Source organism: Azotobacter vinelandii CA, assembly GCF_000380335.1.
GTDB lineage: Bacteria > Pseudomonadota > Gammaproteobacteria > Pseudomonadales > Pseudomonadaceae > Azotobacter > Azotobacter vinelandii.
Window position 1 is genome coordinate 3,717,745 of record NC_021149.1, and the last position, 13,746, is coordinate 3,731,490.

At 63.5% G+C, this 13,746-nt stretch carries 16 protein-coding genes and 1 tRNA gene; 2 read left to right on the forward strand and 15 right to left on the reverse strand.

Annotated elements, in window-relative coordinates:
• Positions 1-41 precede the first annotated feature (41 nt).
• Positions 42-179, reverse strand: coding sequence for a hypothetical protein (locus AVCA_RS26515; RefSeq protein ID WP_012702178.1), 138 nt, complete (start codon positions 177-179; stop codon positions 42-44).
• A gap of 28 nt (positions 180-207) precedes the next feature.
• Positions 208-444, reverse strand: a complete 237-nt coding sequence (locus AVCA_RS16635) for a hypothetical protein (RefSeq protein WP_012702179.1) — start codon at positions 442-444, stop codon at positions 208-210.
• A gap of 206 nt (positions 445-650) precedes the next feature.
• Between AVCA_RS16635 and mobH the strand changes: the two genes are divergently transcribed.
• A complete protein-coding gene (gene mobH, locus AVCA_RS16640; protein WP_012702180.1) occupies positions 651-2,546 on the forward strand; it encodes a MobH family relaxase in 1,896 nt (631 codons plus the stop codon).
• Positions 2,543-3,790: a site-specific integrase gene (locus tag AVCA_RS16645; protein WP_012702181.1), complete on the forward strand. Its 1,248-nt coding sequence runs from the start codon at positions 2,543-2,545 to the stop codon at positions 3,788-3,790. The genes mobH and AVCA_RS16645 overlap by 4 nt, the downstream gene beginning before the upstream one ends.
• A gap of 367 nt (positions 3,791-4,157) precedes the next feature.
• Here the strand turns inward: AVCA_RS16645 and AVCA_RS16650 are convergent.
• The 13 genes from AVCA_RS16650 to ruvC form a co-directional block, all read right to left on the reverse strand.
• A tRNA-Lys gene (locus tag AVCA_RS16650) sits at positions 4,158-4,233 on the reverse strand.
• Between the two features lie 59 nt (positions 4,234-4,292).
• Positions 4,293-4,967 carry a 7-cyano-7-deazaguanine synthase QueC gene (gene queC, locus AVCA_RS16655; RefSeq protein WP_012702182.1) on the reverse strand — a complete coding sequence of 225 codons (675 nt, stop codon included), beginning with the start codon at positions 4,965-4,967 and terminating at the stop codon, positions 4,293-4,295.
• A 59-nt stretch (positions 4,968-5,026) separates the two neighbouring features.
• Entirely contained in the window at positions 5,027-5,674 is a 648-nt protein-coding gene (gene queE / locus AVCA_RS16660) for a 7-carboxy-7-deazaguanine synthase QueE (protein ID WP_085930876.1), read from the reverse strand.
• Positions 5,675-5,782: 108 nt separating this feature from the next.
• Complete coding sequence (gene ybgF / locus AVCA_RS16665) at positions 5,783-6,604, reverse strand: tol-pal system protein YbgF (RefSeq protein WP_012702184.1); 822 nt, start codon at positions 6,602-6,604, stop codon at positions 5,783-5,785.
• Between the two features lie 6 nt (positions 6,605-6,610).
• The gene (gene pal, locus AVCA_RS16670) at positions 6,611-7,150 is read right to left on the reverse strand and encodes a peptidoglycan-associated lipoprotein Pal (RefSeq protein ID WP_012702185.1); all 540 of its coding nucleotides are present in this window, start codon (positions 7,148-7,150) and stop codon (positions 6,611-6,613) included.
• 59 nt (positions 7,151-7,209) lie between these two features.
• On the reverse strand, positions 7,210-8,502 hold the full coding sequence (gene tolB / locus AVCA_RS16675; protein ID WP_012702186.1) for a Tol-Pal system beta propeller repeat protein TolB: 1,293 nt from the start codon (positions 8,500-8,502) through the stop codon (positions 7,210-7,212).
• Positions 8,499-9,857, reverse strand: a complete 1,359-nt coding sequence (gene tolA / locus AVCA_RS16680; protein ID WP_012702187.1) for a cell envelope integrity protein TolA — start codon at positions 9,855-9,857, stop codon at positions 8,499-8,501. The genes tolB and tolA overlap by 4 nt, the downstream gene beginning before the upstream one ends.
• Positions 9,857-10,309 (reverse strand): protein TolR, encoded by a 453-nt coding sequence (tolR, locus tag AVCA_RS16685; protein ID WP_012702188.1) that lies wholly within the window; start codon positions 10,307-10,309, stop codon positions 9,857-9,859. The genes tolA and tolR overlap by 1 nt, the downstream gene beginning before the upstream one ends.
• 11 nt (positions 10,310-10,320) lie before the next feature.
• Positions 10,321-11,016: a protein TolQ gene (tolQ, locus tag AVCA_RS16690; protein WP_012702189.1), complete on the reverse strand. Its 696-nt coding sequence runs from the start codon at positions 11,014-11,016 to the stop codon at positions 10,321-10,323.
• 2 nt (positions 11,017-11,018) lie between these two features.
• Positions 11,019-11,465, reverse strand: a complete 447-nt coding sequence (gene ybgC / locus AVCA_RS16695) for a tol-pal system-associated acyl-CoA thioesterase (protein ID WP_012702190.1) — start codon at positions 11,463-11,465, stop codon at positions 11,019-11,021.
• Between the two features lie 53 nt (positions 11,466-11,518).
• Positions 11,519-12,577 carry a Holliday junction branch migration DNA helicase RuvB gene (gene ruvB, locus AVCA_RS16700; RefSeq protein WP_012702191.1) on the reverse strand — a complete coding sequence of 353 codons (1,059 nt, stop codon included), beginning with the start codon at positions 12,575-12,577 and terminating at the stop codon, positions 11,519-11,521.
• Positions 12,578-13,183, reverse strand: coding sequence for a Holliday junction branch migration protein RuvA (gene ruvA / locus AVCA_RS16705; protein ID WP_041807352.1), 606 nt, complete (start codon positions 13,181-13,183; stop codon positions 12,578-12,580). It abuts the gene before it with no gap.
• A gap of 16 nt (positions 13,184-13,199) precedes the next feature.
• Positions 13,200-13,724, reverse strand: coding sequence for a crossover junction endodeoxyribonuclease RuvC (ruvC, locus tag AVCA_RS16710; RefSeq protein ID WP_012702193.1), 525 nt, complete (start codon positions 13,722-13,724; stop codon positions 13,200-13,202).
• Positions 13,725-13,746 lie beyond the last annotated feature (22 nt).

Below are 13,746 nucleotides of genomic sequence, written 5' to 3' on the forward strand. Positions count from 1 at the left end.
CGGGATGAGCATGCTTTTCAGATTCGAATTCGATGCCGCCATCAGACCGTCCCTCTGCCGAACGAATACCGGGCCAGGATCGCCATGACATCGATCATGCGGGCGATGCTGCAGGCAGGATCGACGGCCTCGTCCCGGAGCGAGCGCAGCCAGGTCATGACGTGTTCGTTGTGTTTCATGCTTCCTCCGCAGGGGCGCGCACGATCTTCATAGGCAATATCGACCGCGCACAGCAATCCACCACTCATCCGGCAGCTCGGGTATTGCCCCCTGCTCCTCGGCGAACCGAAGGCATTGCAGGACGGTGGTGATGCCCAGGGAAAAATCATGGTGCCGATCCCTGAGCGCGAAGATCAGGTGGTTGCCACAGCATTGCCCATCGGCTTCCCGAACCTCGTCCGAACGGAACTCGGCACGGTTCTGAAGAACTTCGTCGTGATTCATGGTGGTGCGCTCCTCCGAATGGTCACACCACCAGCATCCACCGACGTCCGCCCCGAAAGCCATGGAAAATCCACCCTGGCTAGGCCTGGATTTTCACCCGGCCAAAATGATGGCACTTTGATACAGAAATCCCCCGTCCCGGGCTTAGCCTTTTCCCTTGATGGCACCTGGCCGGATCGAGGAAAAGCCCGCTCCATGACCACGCCATGGAGCGCCCCATGTCCCTCCTCACCTGGCTCGGCCGGAAGTCGGCCGAACCCACGTCAGAAGCGCCTTCGCAGGGCTTCCACTCGCCGGCCCGCGCCGCCGTCCTCTTCGACACCCCGCGCCGCCAGCACCTGCTGGAGAACATCGGGCGCCGCGCTTCGCTGTCCCGCCAGCAGTTCGACGCACTCTACCGCCAGCCGCTGGAGCGCTTCGCCGAGCTGGTCCAGTTGCTCCCCGCCTCGGAGAACCATCACCACGCCCATCTCGGCGGTCTGCTGGACCACGGCCTGGAGATCGTGGCCTATGCCCTGAAGATCCGGCAGACCTACCTCCTGCCGATCGGCGCGCCGCCGGAATCCCAGTCCGCCCAGGCCGAGGCCTGGTCCGCGGCCGCCGCCTACGGTGCACTGCTGCACGACCTCGGCAAGGTCGCCGTCGACGTGCAGGTCGAGCTGCAGGGCGGTACGGCCTGGCATCCCTGGCATGGCCCCATTACCCGGCCCTACCGCTTCCGCTACGTGAAAGGCCGCGAGTACCCACTCCACGGCGCGGCCTCGGCGCTGCTCTACGCGCAGATCCTCGACCGGAACATCCTGGACTGGCTCAGTGGCTTTCCCGAGCCCTGGAGACTGCTGATCTACGCCCTGGCCGGGCAGTACGAGCACGCCGGCATCCTCGGCGAGATCGTGGTCAAGGCCGACCAGGCTTCCGTCGCGCAAGCGTTGGGCGGCAATCCCGAGCGGGCCCTGGCGGCGCCCAAGCAGTCGTTGCAGCGTCAACTGGCCGAAGGCCTGCGCTACCTGGTGCGGGAGAAGTTCAAGCTGAACCAGCCCGATGGCCCTGCCGATGGCTGGCTGGCCCAGGATGCCTTGTGGCTGGTGAGCAAGCCGGCGTCCGACCAGTTGCGAGCACATTTGCTGGCCCAGGGGATCGAGGGCGTACCCGGCTCGAACGCCCCGTTCTTCAACATGCTGCAGGACCAGGCAATCATCCAGACCAACGCCCAGGACAAGGCGATCTGGCGGGCGACGATCGACAACGGCCGTGGCTGGCGGAATACCTTCACCCTGCTGAAGATCGCCCCGGCGCTGGTCTGGCCAGACCCGAAAGACCGGCCCGATGCCTATGCCGGAAGTCTCACGCTGGAGCAGGACGAGGGCGCCGCCGCCCCTGCGGCCGAAACGGTCTGCCCGGTTCCGGATGAGCCCATCGCCGCCGGCGCGCAGCAGCCCTGCCCGCCCGAATCCCTGGCTCCGCCCCCCCGCAAGGCCGTGCAGCCGGCGCCGGCCGAGGCCTCGAGGATCGGCACCGCCGAGGTGGACGAGCTATTGTCGCTTTACAGTAATATCACTATGCCACTAGAGGAGTTAAACACTCGCCCCGGCCCCACGGCGGCCCCTCCCGCGATCACGCTGGAGCAGGCTCAAGATCCTTCCGAGACCCCCGTCGGGTCTCCCGCACCTGAATACACGACCACGATGTCTACCAGTAGCGACACGCTGGGACAGGGATTCATTGCCTGGCTGAAAGCAGGAATCACATCCCGCCGCATGATCATCAACGACGCGAAGGCCCTGGTTCATACGGTTGACGGCACGGCGATGCTGGTCACCCCGGAAATCTTCAAGCGCTACGTCAGGGAACACCCGGAACTGGAACAGCAAGCCAGGACGCGGGACAGCGAGGCCTGGCAGCTCGTGCAACGCGCCTTCGAGAAACAGAAACTGCACCGCAAGACGCCGAAGAGCTTGAACATCTGGACATGCACGGTCGTCGGGCCGCGCAGATCGACGCAACTGCGCGGCTACCTCCTGAGAGATCCGCGAACCGTCTTCAACGAGGTGCCGTTCGACAATCCCAGCCTGTCGCTGGCGACCGGGGAGGCAGTGGAATGACGCCCCAGGAACTCGCCCAGGCGTATATTGACGACCACGAGCTGCGACCCGCCAGCAAGACGATCTATCGGGCGGCGACGAAAGCGCTCACCCGGCACTTCGGCACGACGATCGACGTGCAGACGATCGATCGGCGGAGCATCCTGTCCTGGCGCAGCAAGGTTCTCGCGAAGGGCCTGGCGAAACGTAGCTGGAACACCTACTCCACCCACCTCAGGACTATCTGGGGATATGCCATCGAGTATGGCCTGCTCCCCCAGCAGCCCAACCCGTTCAAGAAAACCGCCGTTCGCCCACCCAAGCGGGCGAGCAAGACGGTCGCCAGCGATGCGATCCATCGCGCCAGGCGCTGGCTCGACAGCCTGGTGGACGAAGAGCGCTGTACCGGCAGGCGCAGCAAAATCACCCCCGCCTGGTTCTGGCTGGCCACCTTCGAGATGTTCTACTACACGGGCATCCGCCTGAATGCCCTGCTCTGCCTGCGCGTGCAGGACGTAGACTGGGACAGGCAACTGATCCTGATCCGCGGCGATACGGAAAAGACCCACCGGGAGTACCAGGTGCCGATCGTCGAGGGCCTGGCGCCGCATATCAGGGAGCTCCTGGACGAGGCGAAGCGTGCCGGCTTCGTGCCGACGGACCAGCTATTCAATGTCAACCGCTTCAGCCGGCACTACCGGCGCTCGGAGATGAATACCGACCAAGTCGAGGCGATGTACCGCAAGCTGATCGAGAAGATCGGCGTGCGCATGACGCCCCACCGCTTCAGGCACACCCTGGCCTCCGACCTCATGCGGCAGCCGGAGCGGAACATCCACCTGACCAAGAGCCTGCTGAACCACTCGAACATCGCCACCACGATGGGCTATATCGAGGTGGACTATGACCACATGCGCGAGGTCCTGCACGAGCGTAGTCTGCAACGGAACGCCGCGCCGTTCGTGCGCTGCGAGGATGCCAGCGGCGCCCCGCCGCGAGACCGGGCGAGCGCGCCGCGTCTCCTCGAACAGCGCGAGCAGCGGATCGTCCTGCAGGTGGAAGGTGTCGGCGGGGCACCGTGCGAGCTGACGCTGCGGCTTCTCGCCGCGCCGGCGGGAGAGATGGTCCCCTCGCCCCCGGCGGAGCTCTTCGAGCCCAGCGTGATCTTCACCCTGATGAGCAATCGACCCGGTACCAGCACTCTCGGGAAAGCCGTCCCTGGGCGCGGCCAAACGTCGCGGCTCACGGCGAAAGCCTCTCCATAGCCCCTACCGCCCAGCAGGCGGCAAACAGCCGCCGGGGAATATCGGCTTCGAACTCATCGAGGCAGTGGGGGGACGGTGGCTCCGGCTGGCCCGAAGTGGAATACCGGGCCTCTGGCTGCGCGCTCCTGGAGGGATCAGATCCCCTGCAGCCCTGCTGCGTCGGGGAGGAATTCGCACGCCTGATGCCTGGCCCTGGGGCGATAGAAACAGGAAAATCCCATCTGGACAGCCAGATAGGTACGCTGTTTCATATTGACATCATTCCAAAGGTGGGCCTAATGTTCGGCCCCAGACGGCTGCAAGACTGGAAAACTGGCCGGTGAGCCCTCTTCCCAATCCGATCACGTATAACCATGCCGAATAGAAATGGTGGGTCGTGTAGGATTCGAACCTACGACCAATTGGTTAAAAGCCAACTGCTCTACCGACTGAGCTAACGACCCAACGCGGAACGCATGATACTGATTTATCTCAGAATTTCAACACCTAAATCCGATAAAGCTCACCCATAGCGCGTGGGATCGGTAACGCCTGCTGTAGCAAAGCCAGCCGCCCGCAAGCGACAGGAATCGCATCGGCCACAGGCACGCCCCTCCTCGTCGGCCTGATAGCAGGACACAGTCAATCCATAATCGACTCCATGGCGCAAACCGGCGCGAATGATTTCGTCTTTGCCAAGGTTCTGCAAAGGAGCCCGGATACGGAAGCCCTGCCCTTCCACCCCAGCCTTGGTCGCCAGATTGGCCATCCGCTCGAACGCCTCGATGAATGCAGGGCGGCAATCCGGATAGCCGGAGTAGTCCACCGCGTTGACGCCAATGAAGATGTCTCGTGCACCCAACACCTCGGCCCAGCCCAGCGCCAGCGCGAGAAACACCGTATTGCGCGCCGGCACATAGGTGACCGGGATGCCCTCGCAAGGGGATTCCGGTACCGCAATGGCAGGATCGGTCAGTGCCGACCCGCCGATTCCGCCCAGATCCAGCCCGATCACCTTGTGCTCCACCATACCGAGTTGCCGGGCCACCCGTTCGGCGGCCCTCAACTCGGCTCGGTGACGCTGGCCATAATCGAAGCTCATGCTGTAGCAGGCATAGCCCTCGGTCTTGGCCAGAGCAGCCACGGTAGCGGAATCGAGACCGCCGGACAGCAGGATGACCGCTTTTTTCTCGTTCATTCGTATCGCCTCGCTAGGACTTGCAGGACCGGCAAAAATCGGCTGACGAAACGGATCGCTCAGCGCCCCCGGGCATCGTTCCAGAGGATCTTGTGCAACTGCAGCTGCAGGCGAACCGGCAGGTTGTCGGCGACGATCCAGTCCGCCAGTTCCCGTCCTTCCAGTTGGCCGTGACTGGGCGAGAACAGTACCTCCCCGACACGCTCGTCCAGTCGATATTCGATCAGCTTGGAAACTGCCCACTCATAGTCCTGGCGGGAGCACAGCACGAATTTCATCTGGTCGTTGCGCGTCAGCAGGGTCATGTTCGCATAGCGATTGCGGGCGACCTCTCCCGAGTCCGGGGTTTTCAGATCGAGCACCCGACTCACTCGGCAGTCCACAGCTGAAATGTCGAAGGCCCCACTGGTCTCCAGGGAGACTTCATAACCGGCATCGCACAGCAGACGCAGAAGTTCGATGCTATTCGGCTGAGCCAAGGGTTCACCGCCGGTGACGCATACATAGCGTGGGCCATAGCTGGCCACGCGTTCGAGAATCACGGACAGGGGTAGGACCGCCCCGCCACTGAAAGCGTAGGCCGTGTCGCAATAGCCACAGCGCAGGGGACAGCCAGTGAGGCGCACGAATACCGTCGGCAAGCCGGCAGTACGCGTCTCCCCCTGCAACGAGTGGAAGATTTCGGTAATTCGCAGGGTTTCTTGCATATGAGCCACGGGCGTGACGGCGAAACAGGCCATCCGCCTCCGTTGCGGGAAACAGGGTGTGAATTCTAACGAAAAAAACCGCGCCAAGCGCGGGTCTCGCGGAGGAACTCAGCGCATGGTCTGCAGATCGCGCTGAGCCAACTGGGCTGCCGAAGTGCCGGGATACTGGGCGATGACCTGCTGCAAGGCTGATTTCGCCTTCTCCGTATTGCCCAGGCGGCGTTCGACGTCCGCCAGCTTGTACAGAGAGTCGGGCACCTTGGAATGCTTCGGATAGTTCTGGCTGACCCGTGCGAAAGCCTGGCCGGCTCCCTGTAGATCGCCCTTGGCCAGATTCACTTCACCCAACCAATACTGCGCATTGCCAGCATACTGACTGTTGGGATATTTGTGCAGGAAGGCCGTGAACGCCTGGCTGGCCTTCTCGAAATCCTTGGTCTTGATCAGGTCGAAAGCTGCGTCGTAATACAGCTTTTCCTTTTCCGGATCGGCCGGCCCACTGCTCGCCGGAACTTGGCCGGCCGCAGGCGGAACAGAGGCTGCGCTGGCAGCCCCGACAGCGCCAGCAGGAGCCTGCTGCGGGGAAGGAGAGCCTGCCCCCCCTGACAAACGGCCGTCGAGTTCCTTGTAGCGATCCAGGCTTTCCTGCTTCAACTGGCGGATCTCGTACTGCTGCTCCTCGACCATGCCGCGCAGACGCGACACTTCGTCCTGCAACTGCTGCAATTGCAGGAACAGCTCGCCCTGTGCCGAGGTCGGTGTAGTCATCGCCCCCCCGGCATACGCACCGCTCGCATCCTGTATCTTCTGTGGGTAACCGTTACTGGCATAACCGTAACCGGCGGAATTATCCACAACGGGAACCCCGGCCCAAGCCGCAAGCGGCAGGCCGAGCGCCAACAGGGAGATGATGCGGCGGTACTGGTTCATGGCGAATTACTTGCGCAGTTCGACGCGACGGTTCTGAGCCCAGGACTGCTCGTCGGCACCACCGGCGACGGGACGCTCCTCACCGTAGGAAACCAGTTCCAACTGGGCCGGAGAGACGCCCTGCAGTACCAGATAGCGCTGGACGGCCTTGGCGCGGCGCTCACCCAGAGCCATGTTGTACTCTCGGGTGCCACGCTCGTCGGTATGGCCTTCCAGCACGACGCGGGCACCATTACCCTTCAGATCGCGAGCATGCACATCCAGGGCGCGCATGGCTTCCGGCTTCAGATCGGAACTGTCGTATTCGAAGTAGAACGTGGTGATTGCGCGCAGCGCAGCTTCGTCGCTACCCATGCCACTATCGTAAGAAGAACCGGAACCGGAACCGTAGCCAGAGGTATTGGCGCCGTAGCCTGCATTCGGATCAACGCCGCCATTGGCGTCAGCGCCTTCCCCGGAAGCGTCGCCGCCCTTGGAAGAACAGCCAACGGCAACCGCCATGGCCAGAGCCAGTGCAGCGAATTTACCGAATTTCAGCATTTGCATGATGGAACTCCTAAAGGAAGCTCAGGTGTTGTGTAAGGTTGTTGGTTTGGAATTTGCTATCACTTCAGGTAGGGAGACCAAGACGGCTCGCGAACCTCGCCTTGCGCGGTAGGAAGCGGGAGCCTGACCCTGCCGTTGATCGAGGCGAGCATCAAGACTCCCCTTCCCTGATGACGGGTGGCGTAGATTAGCATGGTGCCATTGGGCGCGACAGTGGGCGACTCGTCCAGACTGGTGTCCGACAATACCCGCAGAGTACCACGTTGGAGGTCCTGGGCCGCCACCTTGAAGTTGGTGTAGCCATCCTGCCGGTGGATCATCACCAGGGTCTTCTCGTCGGCCGACAGTTTCGGGTTGGCATTGTAGTTACCCACGAAGCTCACCCGCTCCGCCCCTCCACCGATGGTCTGCCGATAGATCTGCGGCTTGCCGGCCCGGTCGGAGGTGAAATAGAGCGTCTGGCCATCGGCGCCCCAGAAAGGCTCGGTATCTATGCCGAAGTGGTTGGTGACCCGCTGCAACTGCCGGCTGGCCAGGTTCATCACGTAGATTTCCGGATTGCCGTCCTTGGACAGCACGAAGGCCAGGCGGGAACCATCCGGCGAGAAGGCCGGCGCACCGTTGAGTCCTTCGAAATTGGTGATCTGTTCGCGGCGACCGGTATCGATATGCTGAATGAAGATGCGCGGACGCTTCTGCTCGAAGGAAACATAGGCGATGCGTCGGCCATCGGGCGCAAAGCGCGGCGACAGGATCGGCTCGCGGGATTGCAACAGGATCACGGCCCGAGCACCGTCGTAGTCGGCTCGTTGCAAGGTATAGCGGGTGCCGCCGCCCATGCGCTCGGCGGTGACATAGAGCAGTCGGGTGGAAAAGGCTCCCTTGATGCCGGTGAGCTTCTCGAACGCCTGGTCGGCGATATAGTGGGCCATGTCGCGTACCTGGTCGCCACTGCCGCTGACGGAGCCGGCCAGCACCTGCTGCTCGGTGGCCACGTTCATCAGCGCATACTGCACCTGCAGGCGCCCGCCGGCAGGAACTATGTTGCCGACCAGCACATACTGGGCACCCAATGCATTCCAGTCGCGATAGATGATCTCGCCCGGGCCGGTCGGCTGGCTGATCATGTTCTGCCGGGGAATCGGCTCGAAGACACCCGAATTGCGCAGGTCGTTGCCGACGATCTCGGCCATGTCGTCGCTCATCACGCTACCGCCCTGCCAACCGAAGGGCACCACGGCGATAGGCGTGGCACGCGCGGTACCGCTGGTCACCACCAACGGATCGGCCGCCTGGGCAATGCCGGCCAACAAGGCCAATCCGAACAGGGCGAGACGAATCAGGGTATTCACAGATCCAAATCCTCAGGTTTGAAAATCATGCGCCGCTGTCGATAGTTCCGATCGAAAGTGGCGCGATCCAATTGCTGCAACTCAGGGATTCTGCCCACGTTGCGTACCGCGGCGACGGCTGAGTTGTCGAAAGGCGCATCCCCACTGGAACGGGTTACCCGAGCGCTGGTTATGGTGCCATCCGGCAACATCTGGATCAGCACCTCCACGCTCATTCCATTGCGGGCCGATGGCGGCCTGCGCCATTGCTGGCTGACCAGACTGACGATCAGGTCATCGAAGCTGCCGGCGACCTGATTGCCCCGGCTCTCGGCCAGCGCCTGCTGCCGCTCCGTGTTGTCGGACAGCAGCTCGGCCAGAGCCTGGGCCTTCTTGTCTTCGGCGGCCTTGCGCGCGGCTTCGGCGGCGGCTTTCTTCTTGGCCTCCTCGGCGGCCTTTTTCTTCGCGTCTTCAGCGGCCTTCTTCTTCGCCTCTTCGGCCGCTTTCTGCTTGGCCGCCTCCTCGGCAGCTTTCTTCTTCGCCTCTTCGGCGGCCTTCTGCTTGGCCACTTCCTCGGCGGCCTTTTTCTTCGCTTCCTCGGCAGCCTTCTGCTTGGCAGCCTCCTGGGCGGCCTTCTTCGCGTCTTCGGCGGCCTTCTGCTTGGCCGCTGCCTCGGCAGCTTTCTTCTTCGCCTCTTCGGCAGCCTTCTGCTTGGCCGCTTCCTCGGCGGCCTTTTTCTTCGCTTCCTCGGCGGCCTTCTGCCTCGCTGCCTCCTCGGTGGACTTTTTCTTCGCCTCTTCGGCAGCCTTCTGCTTGGCCGCCTCCGCGGCGACCTTTTTCTTCGCGTCTTCGGCGGCCTTCTGCTTGGCGACTTCCTCGGCGGCCTTCTTCGCGTCTTCAGCGGTCTTCTGCTTGGCGGCAGCCTCGACTGCCTTCTTCGCCTCTTCGGCCGCCTTCTGCCTGGCCGTTTCTTCGGCAGCCTTCTTCGCCTCTTCGCTGGCCTTCTGCCTGGACGCCTCTTCGGCGGCCCGCTTATCCGCTTCCGCCCTTCGAGCCTCCTCGGCTTTCCTTTGTTCCGCCGCCTTGGCCATGGCCACCTGCTGTTCGTTCTTCTTCTGCTCCATCTGCTCGACCTCATATTGGCGAGCAGCGGTCTTCTTCGCCTCTCCGGCGATTTTCTGGTTGGTCTGGGTAGTCGCCTGGCTTTGCGACTTCATCTGGTAGAGCGTGGCCTGGATGATCGGTCTGGCCGGCGGCATTTCCGGCGCCATGGAGAAGCTGACGAACAGCATGGCGAAGACGAGCAGGTGCAGACCGACCGCCAGCACGGCCGGCCAGAAATAACTTTCCGAGGGAGAGCGCTCGCGCCGTTGCATCAGGGAGCCTCGGTGATCAGCCCGACATTGCCTACGTCGGCCCCTTGCAGCCCTCCCATCAGGGCCATGACCGCCCCGTAGTCGACGGACTTGTCACCGCGCACGAAGACCTGCACCTGCTTACCCTGGCTGCGGGCCTGGGCAATGATCTTGCTCACCGAATCGACCAACTCGTCCAGTTTCAGGGCGGTATCCTGAACGGTTTCGGTGTCCACCTCGCTGCCCATGTTCCAGTAGTAGCTTTTGTCGGCCTTGACGGAGATGGTCAGTACCCGCGCGTTGTTGTCCTGCGGCAGCACATCGCTGGACACCTTGGGCAGATCGACCTTGACGCCCTGGTTGAGCATCGGGGCGGTCACCATGAAGATCACCAGCAGCACCAGCATCACATCGATGTAGGGCACCACGTTCATCTCGGCGACCGGCTTGCGCCTGTTGCGGATTCTCGCCATCAGCTGGGGCCTCATGCGTCCGAAGTGTGCACCTTGCGATGCAGGATTGCCTGGAACTCGTCGGCGAAGGTGTAGTAGCGGGCGATCAGCAGTTCGCCGCGCGCGGAGAAGCGGTTGTAGGCGATCACCGCCGGAATCGCGGCGAACAGGCCGATGGCGGTGGCGATCAGCGCCTCGGCGATCCCCGGCGCCACGGTGGAGAGCGTCGCCTGCTGCACCTGGGCCAAGCCGCGGAAGGAGTTCATGATCCCCCACACGGTACCGAACAGGCCGATATAGGGGCTGGTGGAGCCCACGGTGGCGAGGAACGGCAGGCTCTGCTCGAGCTTTTCCTCCTCGCGGGAAATCGCCACCCGCATGGAACGGGCAACCCCATCCATGACCGCATCCGGCACGACCCCGGACTGCTGGCAGAGGCGGGAGAACTCCTTGAAGCCGGCACGAAAGATCCGCTCCAGTCCGGAGTCCGGATCCGGCTCGCTGCCCGCCTGGCGATAGAGCTTGGCCAGGTCGATACCCGACCAGAAGCGTTCCTCGAAGCTGTCCAGGGATCTCCTGGCGGCACGCAGCATGTTGCCGCGCTGGAAAATCATGATCCACGAAGTGACCGAGGCGGCCACCAGGACGAGCATGACCAGTTGCACCACCAGGCTGGCGTTGCTGATCAGGCTCCACATGGACATATGGTCAACGGCGTTGGCTTCCACGCTTACTCTCCTGCTGAAGGTAGACCCGGGTTCGCCAAGGCGACCCGCAGCGCTTCGGGAATGGCCCGGGGTTTCAAACTATCGGCGCGTACACAGGCCACCAGAACCCGCCCCTCGCAGAGCAACGCATCATCCGCGGCGCGTCGGACCTGCTGATGAAAGCGCAGGCTGGCACGGTTCAGCTCGCATACCTCGGCACTCACCAGCAGTTCGTCGTCCAGCCGTGCCGGCGCGAAATAGCGCGCTTCGCTGGAGTGCACGACGAACAGCAGGCTCTCGCCTTCCGCCAGCCGGGACTGGGCGAAACCCAGCGCACGCAGCCGCTCGGTGCGGGCCCGCTCCATGAATTTGAGGTAATTGACGTAGTAGACGATGCCGCCGGCGTCGGTGTCTTCGTAGTACACCCGACAGCGATGGATGAACGGCGATACTCCGCTTTGCGCGCGCATACTCTAGTGCCAGCTCTCGAAGTTGCCAATCGGACGGAAAAACAATTTCTCCCTCATTCGCCGTCAGCCGGCGCATCGGCGAGCGGATCGGCCATCGTTGCCTCCATCCGGGCAGGCAGGTTCAGGCCGAAGTGCAGGTAGGCGTGGCGCGTGACTACCCGCCCGCGCGGGGTACGCATCATGTAACCCTGCTGGATGAGGTAGGGCTCGAGGACGTCCTCGATGGTATGACGCTCCTCGCTGATCGCCGCAGCCAGGCTGTCCACGCCGACCGGACCGCCATCGAACTTCTCGATCAGGGTCAGCAGCAGGCGCCGGTCCTGGTGATCGAGGCCGTGCTCGTCGACATCCAGCAGGTTCAGCGCCAGATCGGCGATCTGCCGGGTGATCCGTCCCTCTCCGCGCACCTGGGCGAAATCGCGCACCCGACGCAGCAGACGATTGGCGATGCGCGGCGTGCCGCGGGCACGACGGGCGATCTCGAAGGCACCCTCGGCATCGGTCGGCAGGCCGAGAATGGCGGCGGAACGGCCGACGATGGTCGTCAGGTCGGCCACCGAATAGAACTCCAGTCGCTGCACGATGCCGAAGCGGTCGCGCAACGGATTGGTCAGCATGCCGGCACGGGTGGTGGCGCCGACCAGGGTGAAAGGCGGCAGATCGAGCTTGATCGAGCGAGCGGCCGGCCCTTCGCCGATCATGATATCGAGCTGGAAGTCCTCCATGGCCGGATAGAGCACCTCCTCGACCACGGGCGAGAGACGGTGGATCTCGTCGACGAACAGCACATCGCCGGACTCCAGGTTGGTCAGCAGTGCGGCGAGATCGCCCGGACGCTCCAGTACCGGGCCCGAAGTGCTTTTCAGCGACACGCCCATCTCCTGGGCGATGATGTTGGCCAGAGTGGTCTTGCCCAACCCCGGCGGCCCGAAGATCAGCGTGTGGTCGAGCGCTTCGCGGCGCCCCCTGGCCGCCTGGATGAACAGCTCCATCTGCTCGCGGACGACGGGCTGGCCGATGTACTCGGCCAGCCGCAATGGGCGAATGGCCCGGTCCTGTTGCTCCTCGCGATCCTGGCCAGTCGCGGTGATCAGACGATCGGCTTCGATCACTTAGGCCATCCCCCGCAATGCCCGGCGAATCAGCTCCTCGCTGCTCAAACCTTCCTCCTGTACGGCGGCGACCGCGCGGCTGGCCTCCTGGGGCTTGAAGCCGAGGGCGACCAGCGCGCTCAAGGCATCGCTTTCCGCGCTGGCGATGCCGATATCGGGATTGGACTCCAGGGTCAGCGAGGCGACGGTCGGCAGACTTTCCCAAGCCTTGAAGCGGTCCTTCAGCTCGATCAGCAGGCGCTCGGCGGTCTTCTTGCCGACCCCGGGCACCCGGGTCAGCGCCTTGATATCGCCAGCCTGCACGCAGCGCACCAGCTCGTCCAGCTCCAGGCTGGACATCAGCGCCAGCGCCAGCTTGGGGCCGACCCCGTTGAGGCGGATCAGCTCGCGAAACAGTTCCCGCTCGCGCCTTTCGCAGAAACCGTAGAGCAGGTGGGCATCCTCGCGCACCACCAGGTGGGTGTGCAAGGTAACCGGCTCGTTCAGCGACGGCAGGCGATAGAGGGTGGTCATCGGCACCTCGACCTCGTAGCCGACGCCATTGGCCTCCACGAGCAGGTGCGGCGGCTGCTTTTCCACCAGGATACCGCGCAAACGTCCGATCAAGATCCGCACTCCTCGTTCACAAACGCAAACGCCCGCCCCGCCGCCTGGCGCCATCCAGGCCGTGGGGAATCAGGCTCTGCCGGTGGTGAGCGTGACACAAGGCGATAGCCAGGGCATCGGAAGCGTCGATCTGCGGCTTCTGCACCAGCCGGAGCAAGTGCATCACCATCATCTGTACTTGTCGCTTGTCCGCCCCGCCGCTGCCGACGATGGCCTGCTTGACCTGGGTGGCGGTGTACTCGGCGATCTCCAGCCCCGCCTCCGCCGCCGCGACGATCGCCGCGCCGCGCGCCTGGCCGAGCTTCAGGGCGGAATCGGCATTGCGCGCCATGAATACCTGCTCGATGCCCATGGTCACCGGACCGTGGCTGCGGATGATTTCGGTCACGCCACGATACACCGCCTGCAGGCGCTCGGGCAGGGAACCACTGCCGGTACGGATGCAACCGGAAGCGATGTATTCGCAGCCACGCCCGCCGTCGCGTACCACACCGAAGCCGGTGATCCGCGAGCCGGGATCGATACCCAGGATGAGCGTCATGGGAAAAAGGCCCGACACCGGC

What these genes read in the sequence shown, in the direction of transcription:
- queC (WP_012702182.1), bottom strand. Translation starts at nt 4,967, where the DNA reads ATGAACGAGAAAAAAGCGGTCATCCTGCTGTCCGGCGGTCTCGATTCC.
- tolA (WP_012702187.1), bottom strand. Translation starts at nt 9,857, where the DNA reads ATGCAACGGCGCGAGCGCTCTCCCTCGGAAAGTTATTTCTGGCCGGCC.
- tolR (WP_012702188.1), bottom strand. Translation starts at nt 10,309, where the DNA reads ATGGCGAGAATCCGCAACAGGCGCAAGCCGGTCGCCGAGATGAACGTG.
- ybgF (WP_012702184.1), bottom strand. Translation starts at nt 6,604, where the DNA reads ATGAACCAGTACCGCCGCATCATCTCCCTGTTGGCGCTCGGCCTGCCG.
- ybgC (WP_012702190.1), bottom strand. Translation starts at nt 11,465, where the DNA reads ATGCGCGCGCAAAGCGGAGTATCGCCGTTCATCCATCGCTGTCGGGTG.
- AVCA_RS26515 (WP_012702178.1), bottom strand. Translation starts at nt 179, where the DNA reads ATGAAACACAACGAACACGTCATGACCTGGCTGCGCTCGCTCCGGGAC.
- queE (WP_085930876.1), bottom strand. Translation starts at nt 5,674, where the DNA reads ATGCAAGAAACCCTGCGAATTACCGAAATCTTCCACTCGTTGCAGGGG.
- mobH (WP_012702180.1), top strand. Translation starts at nt 651, where the DNA reads ATGGAGCGCCCCATGTCCCTCCTCACCTGGCTCGGCCGGAAGTCGGCC.
- AVCA_RS16635 (WP_012702179.1), bottom strand. Translation starts at nt 444, where the DNA reads ATGAATCACGACGAAGTTCTTCAGAACCGTGCCGAGTTCCGTTCGGAC.
- pal (WP_012702185.1), bottom strand. Translation starts at nt 7,150, where the DNA reads ATGCAAATGCTGAAATTCGGTAAATTCGCTGCACTGGCTCTGGCCATG.
- AVCA_RS16645 (WP_012702181.1), top strand. Translation starts at nt 2,543, where the DNA reads ATGACGCCCCAGGAACTCGCCCAGGCGTATATTGACGACCACGAGCTG.
- ruvC (WP_012702193.1), bottom strand. Translation starts at nt 13,724, where the DNA reads ATGACGCTCATCCTGGGTATCGATCCCGGCTCGCGGATCACCGGCTTC.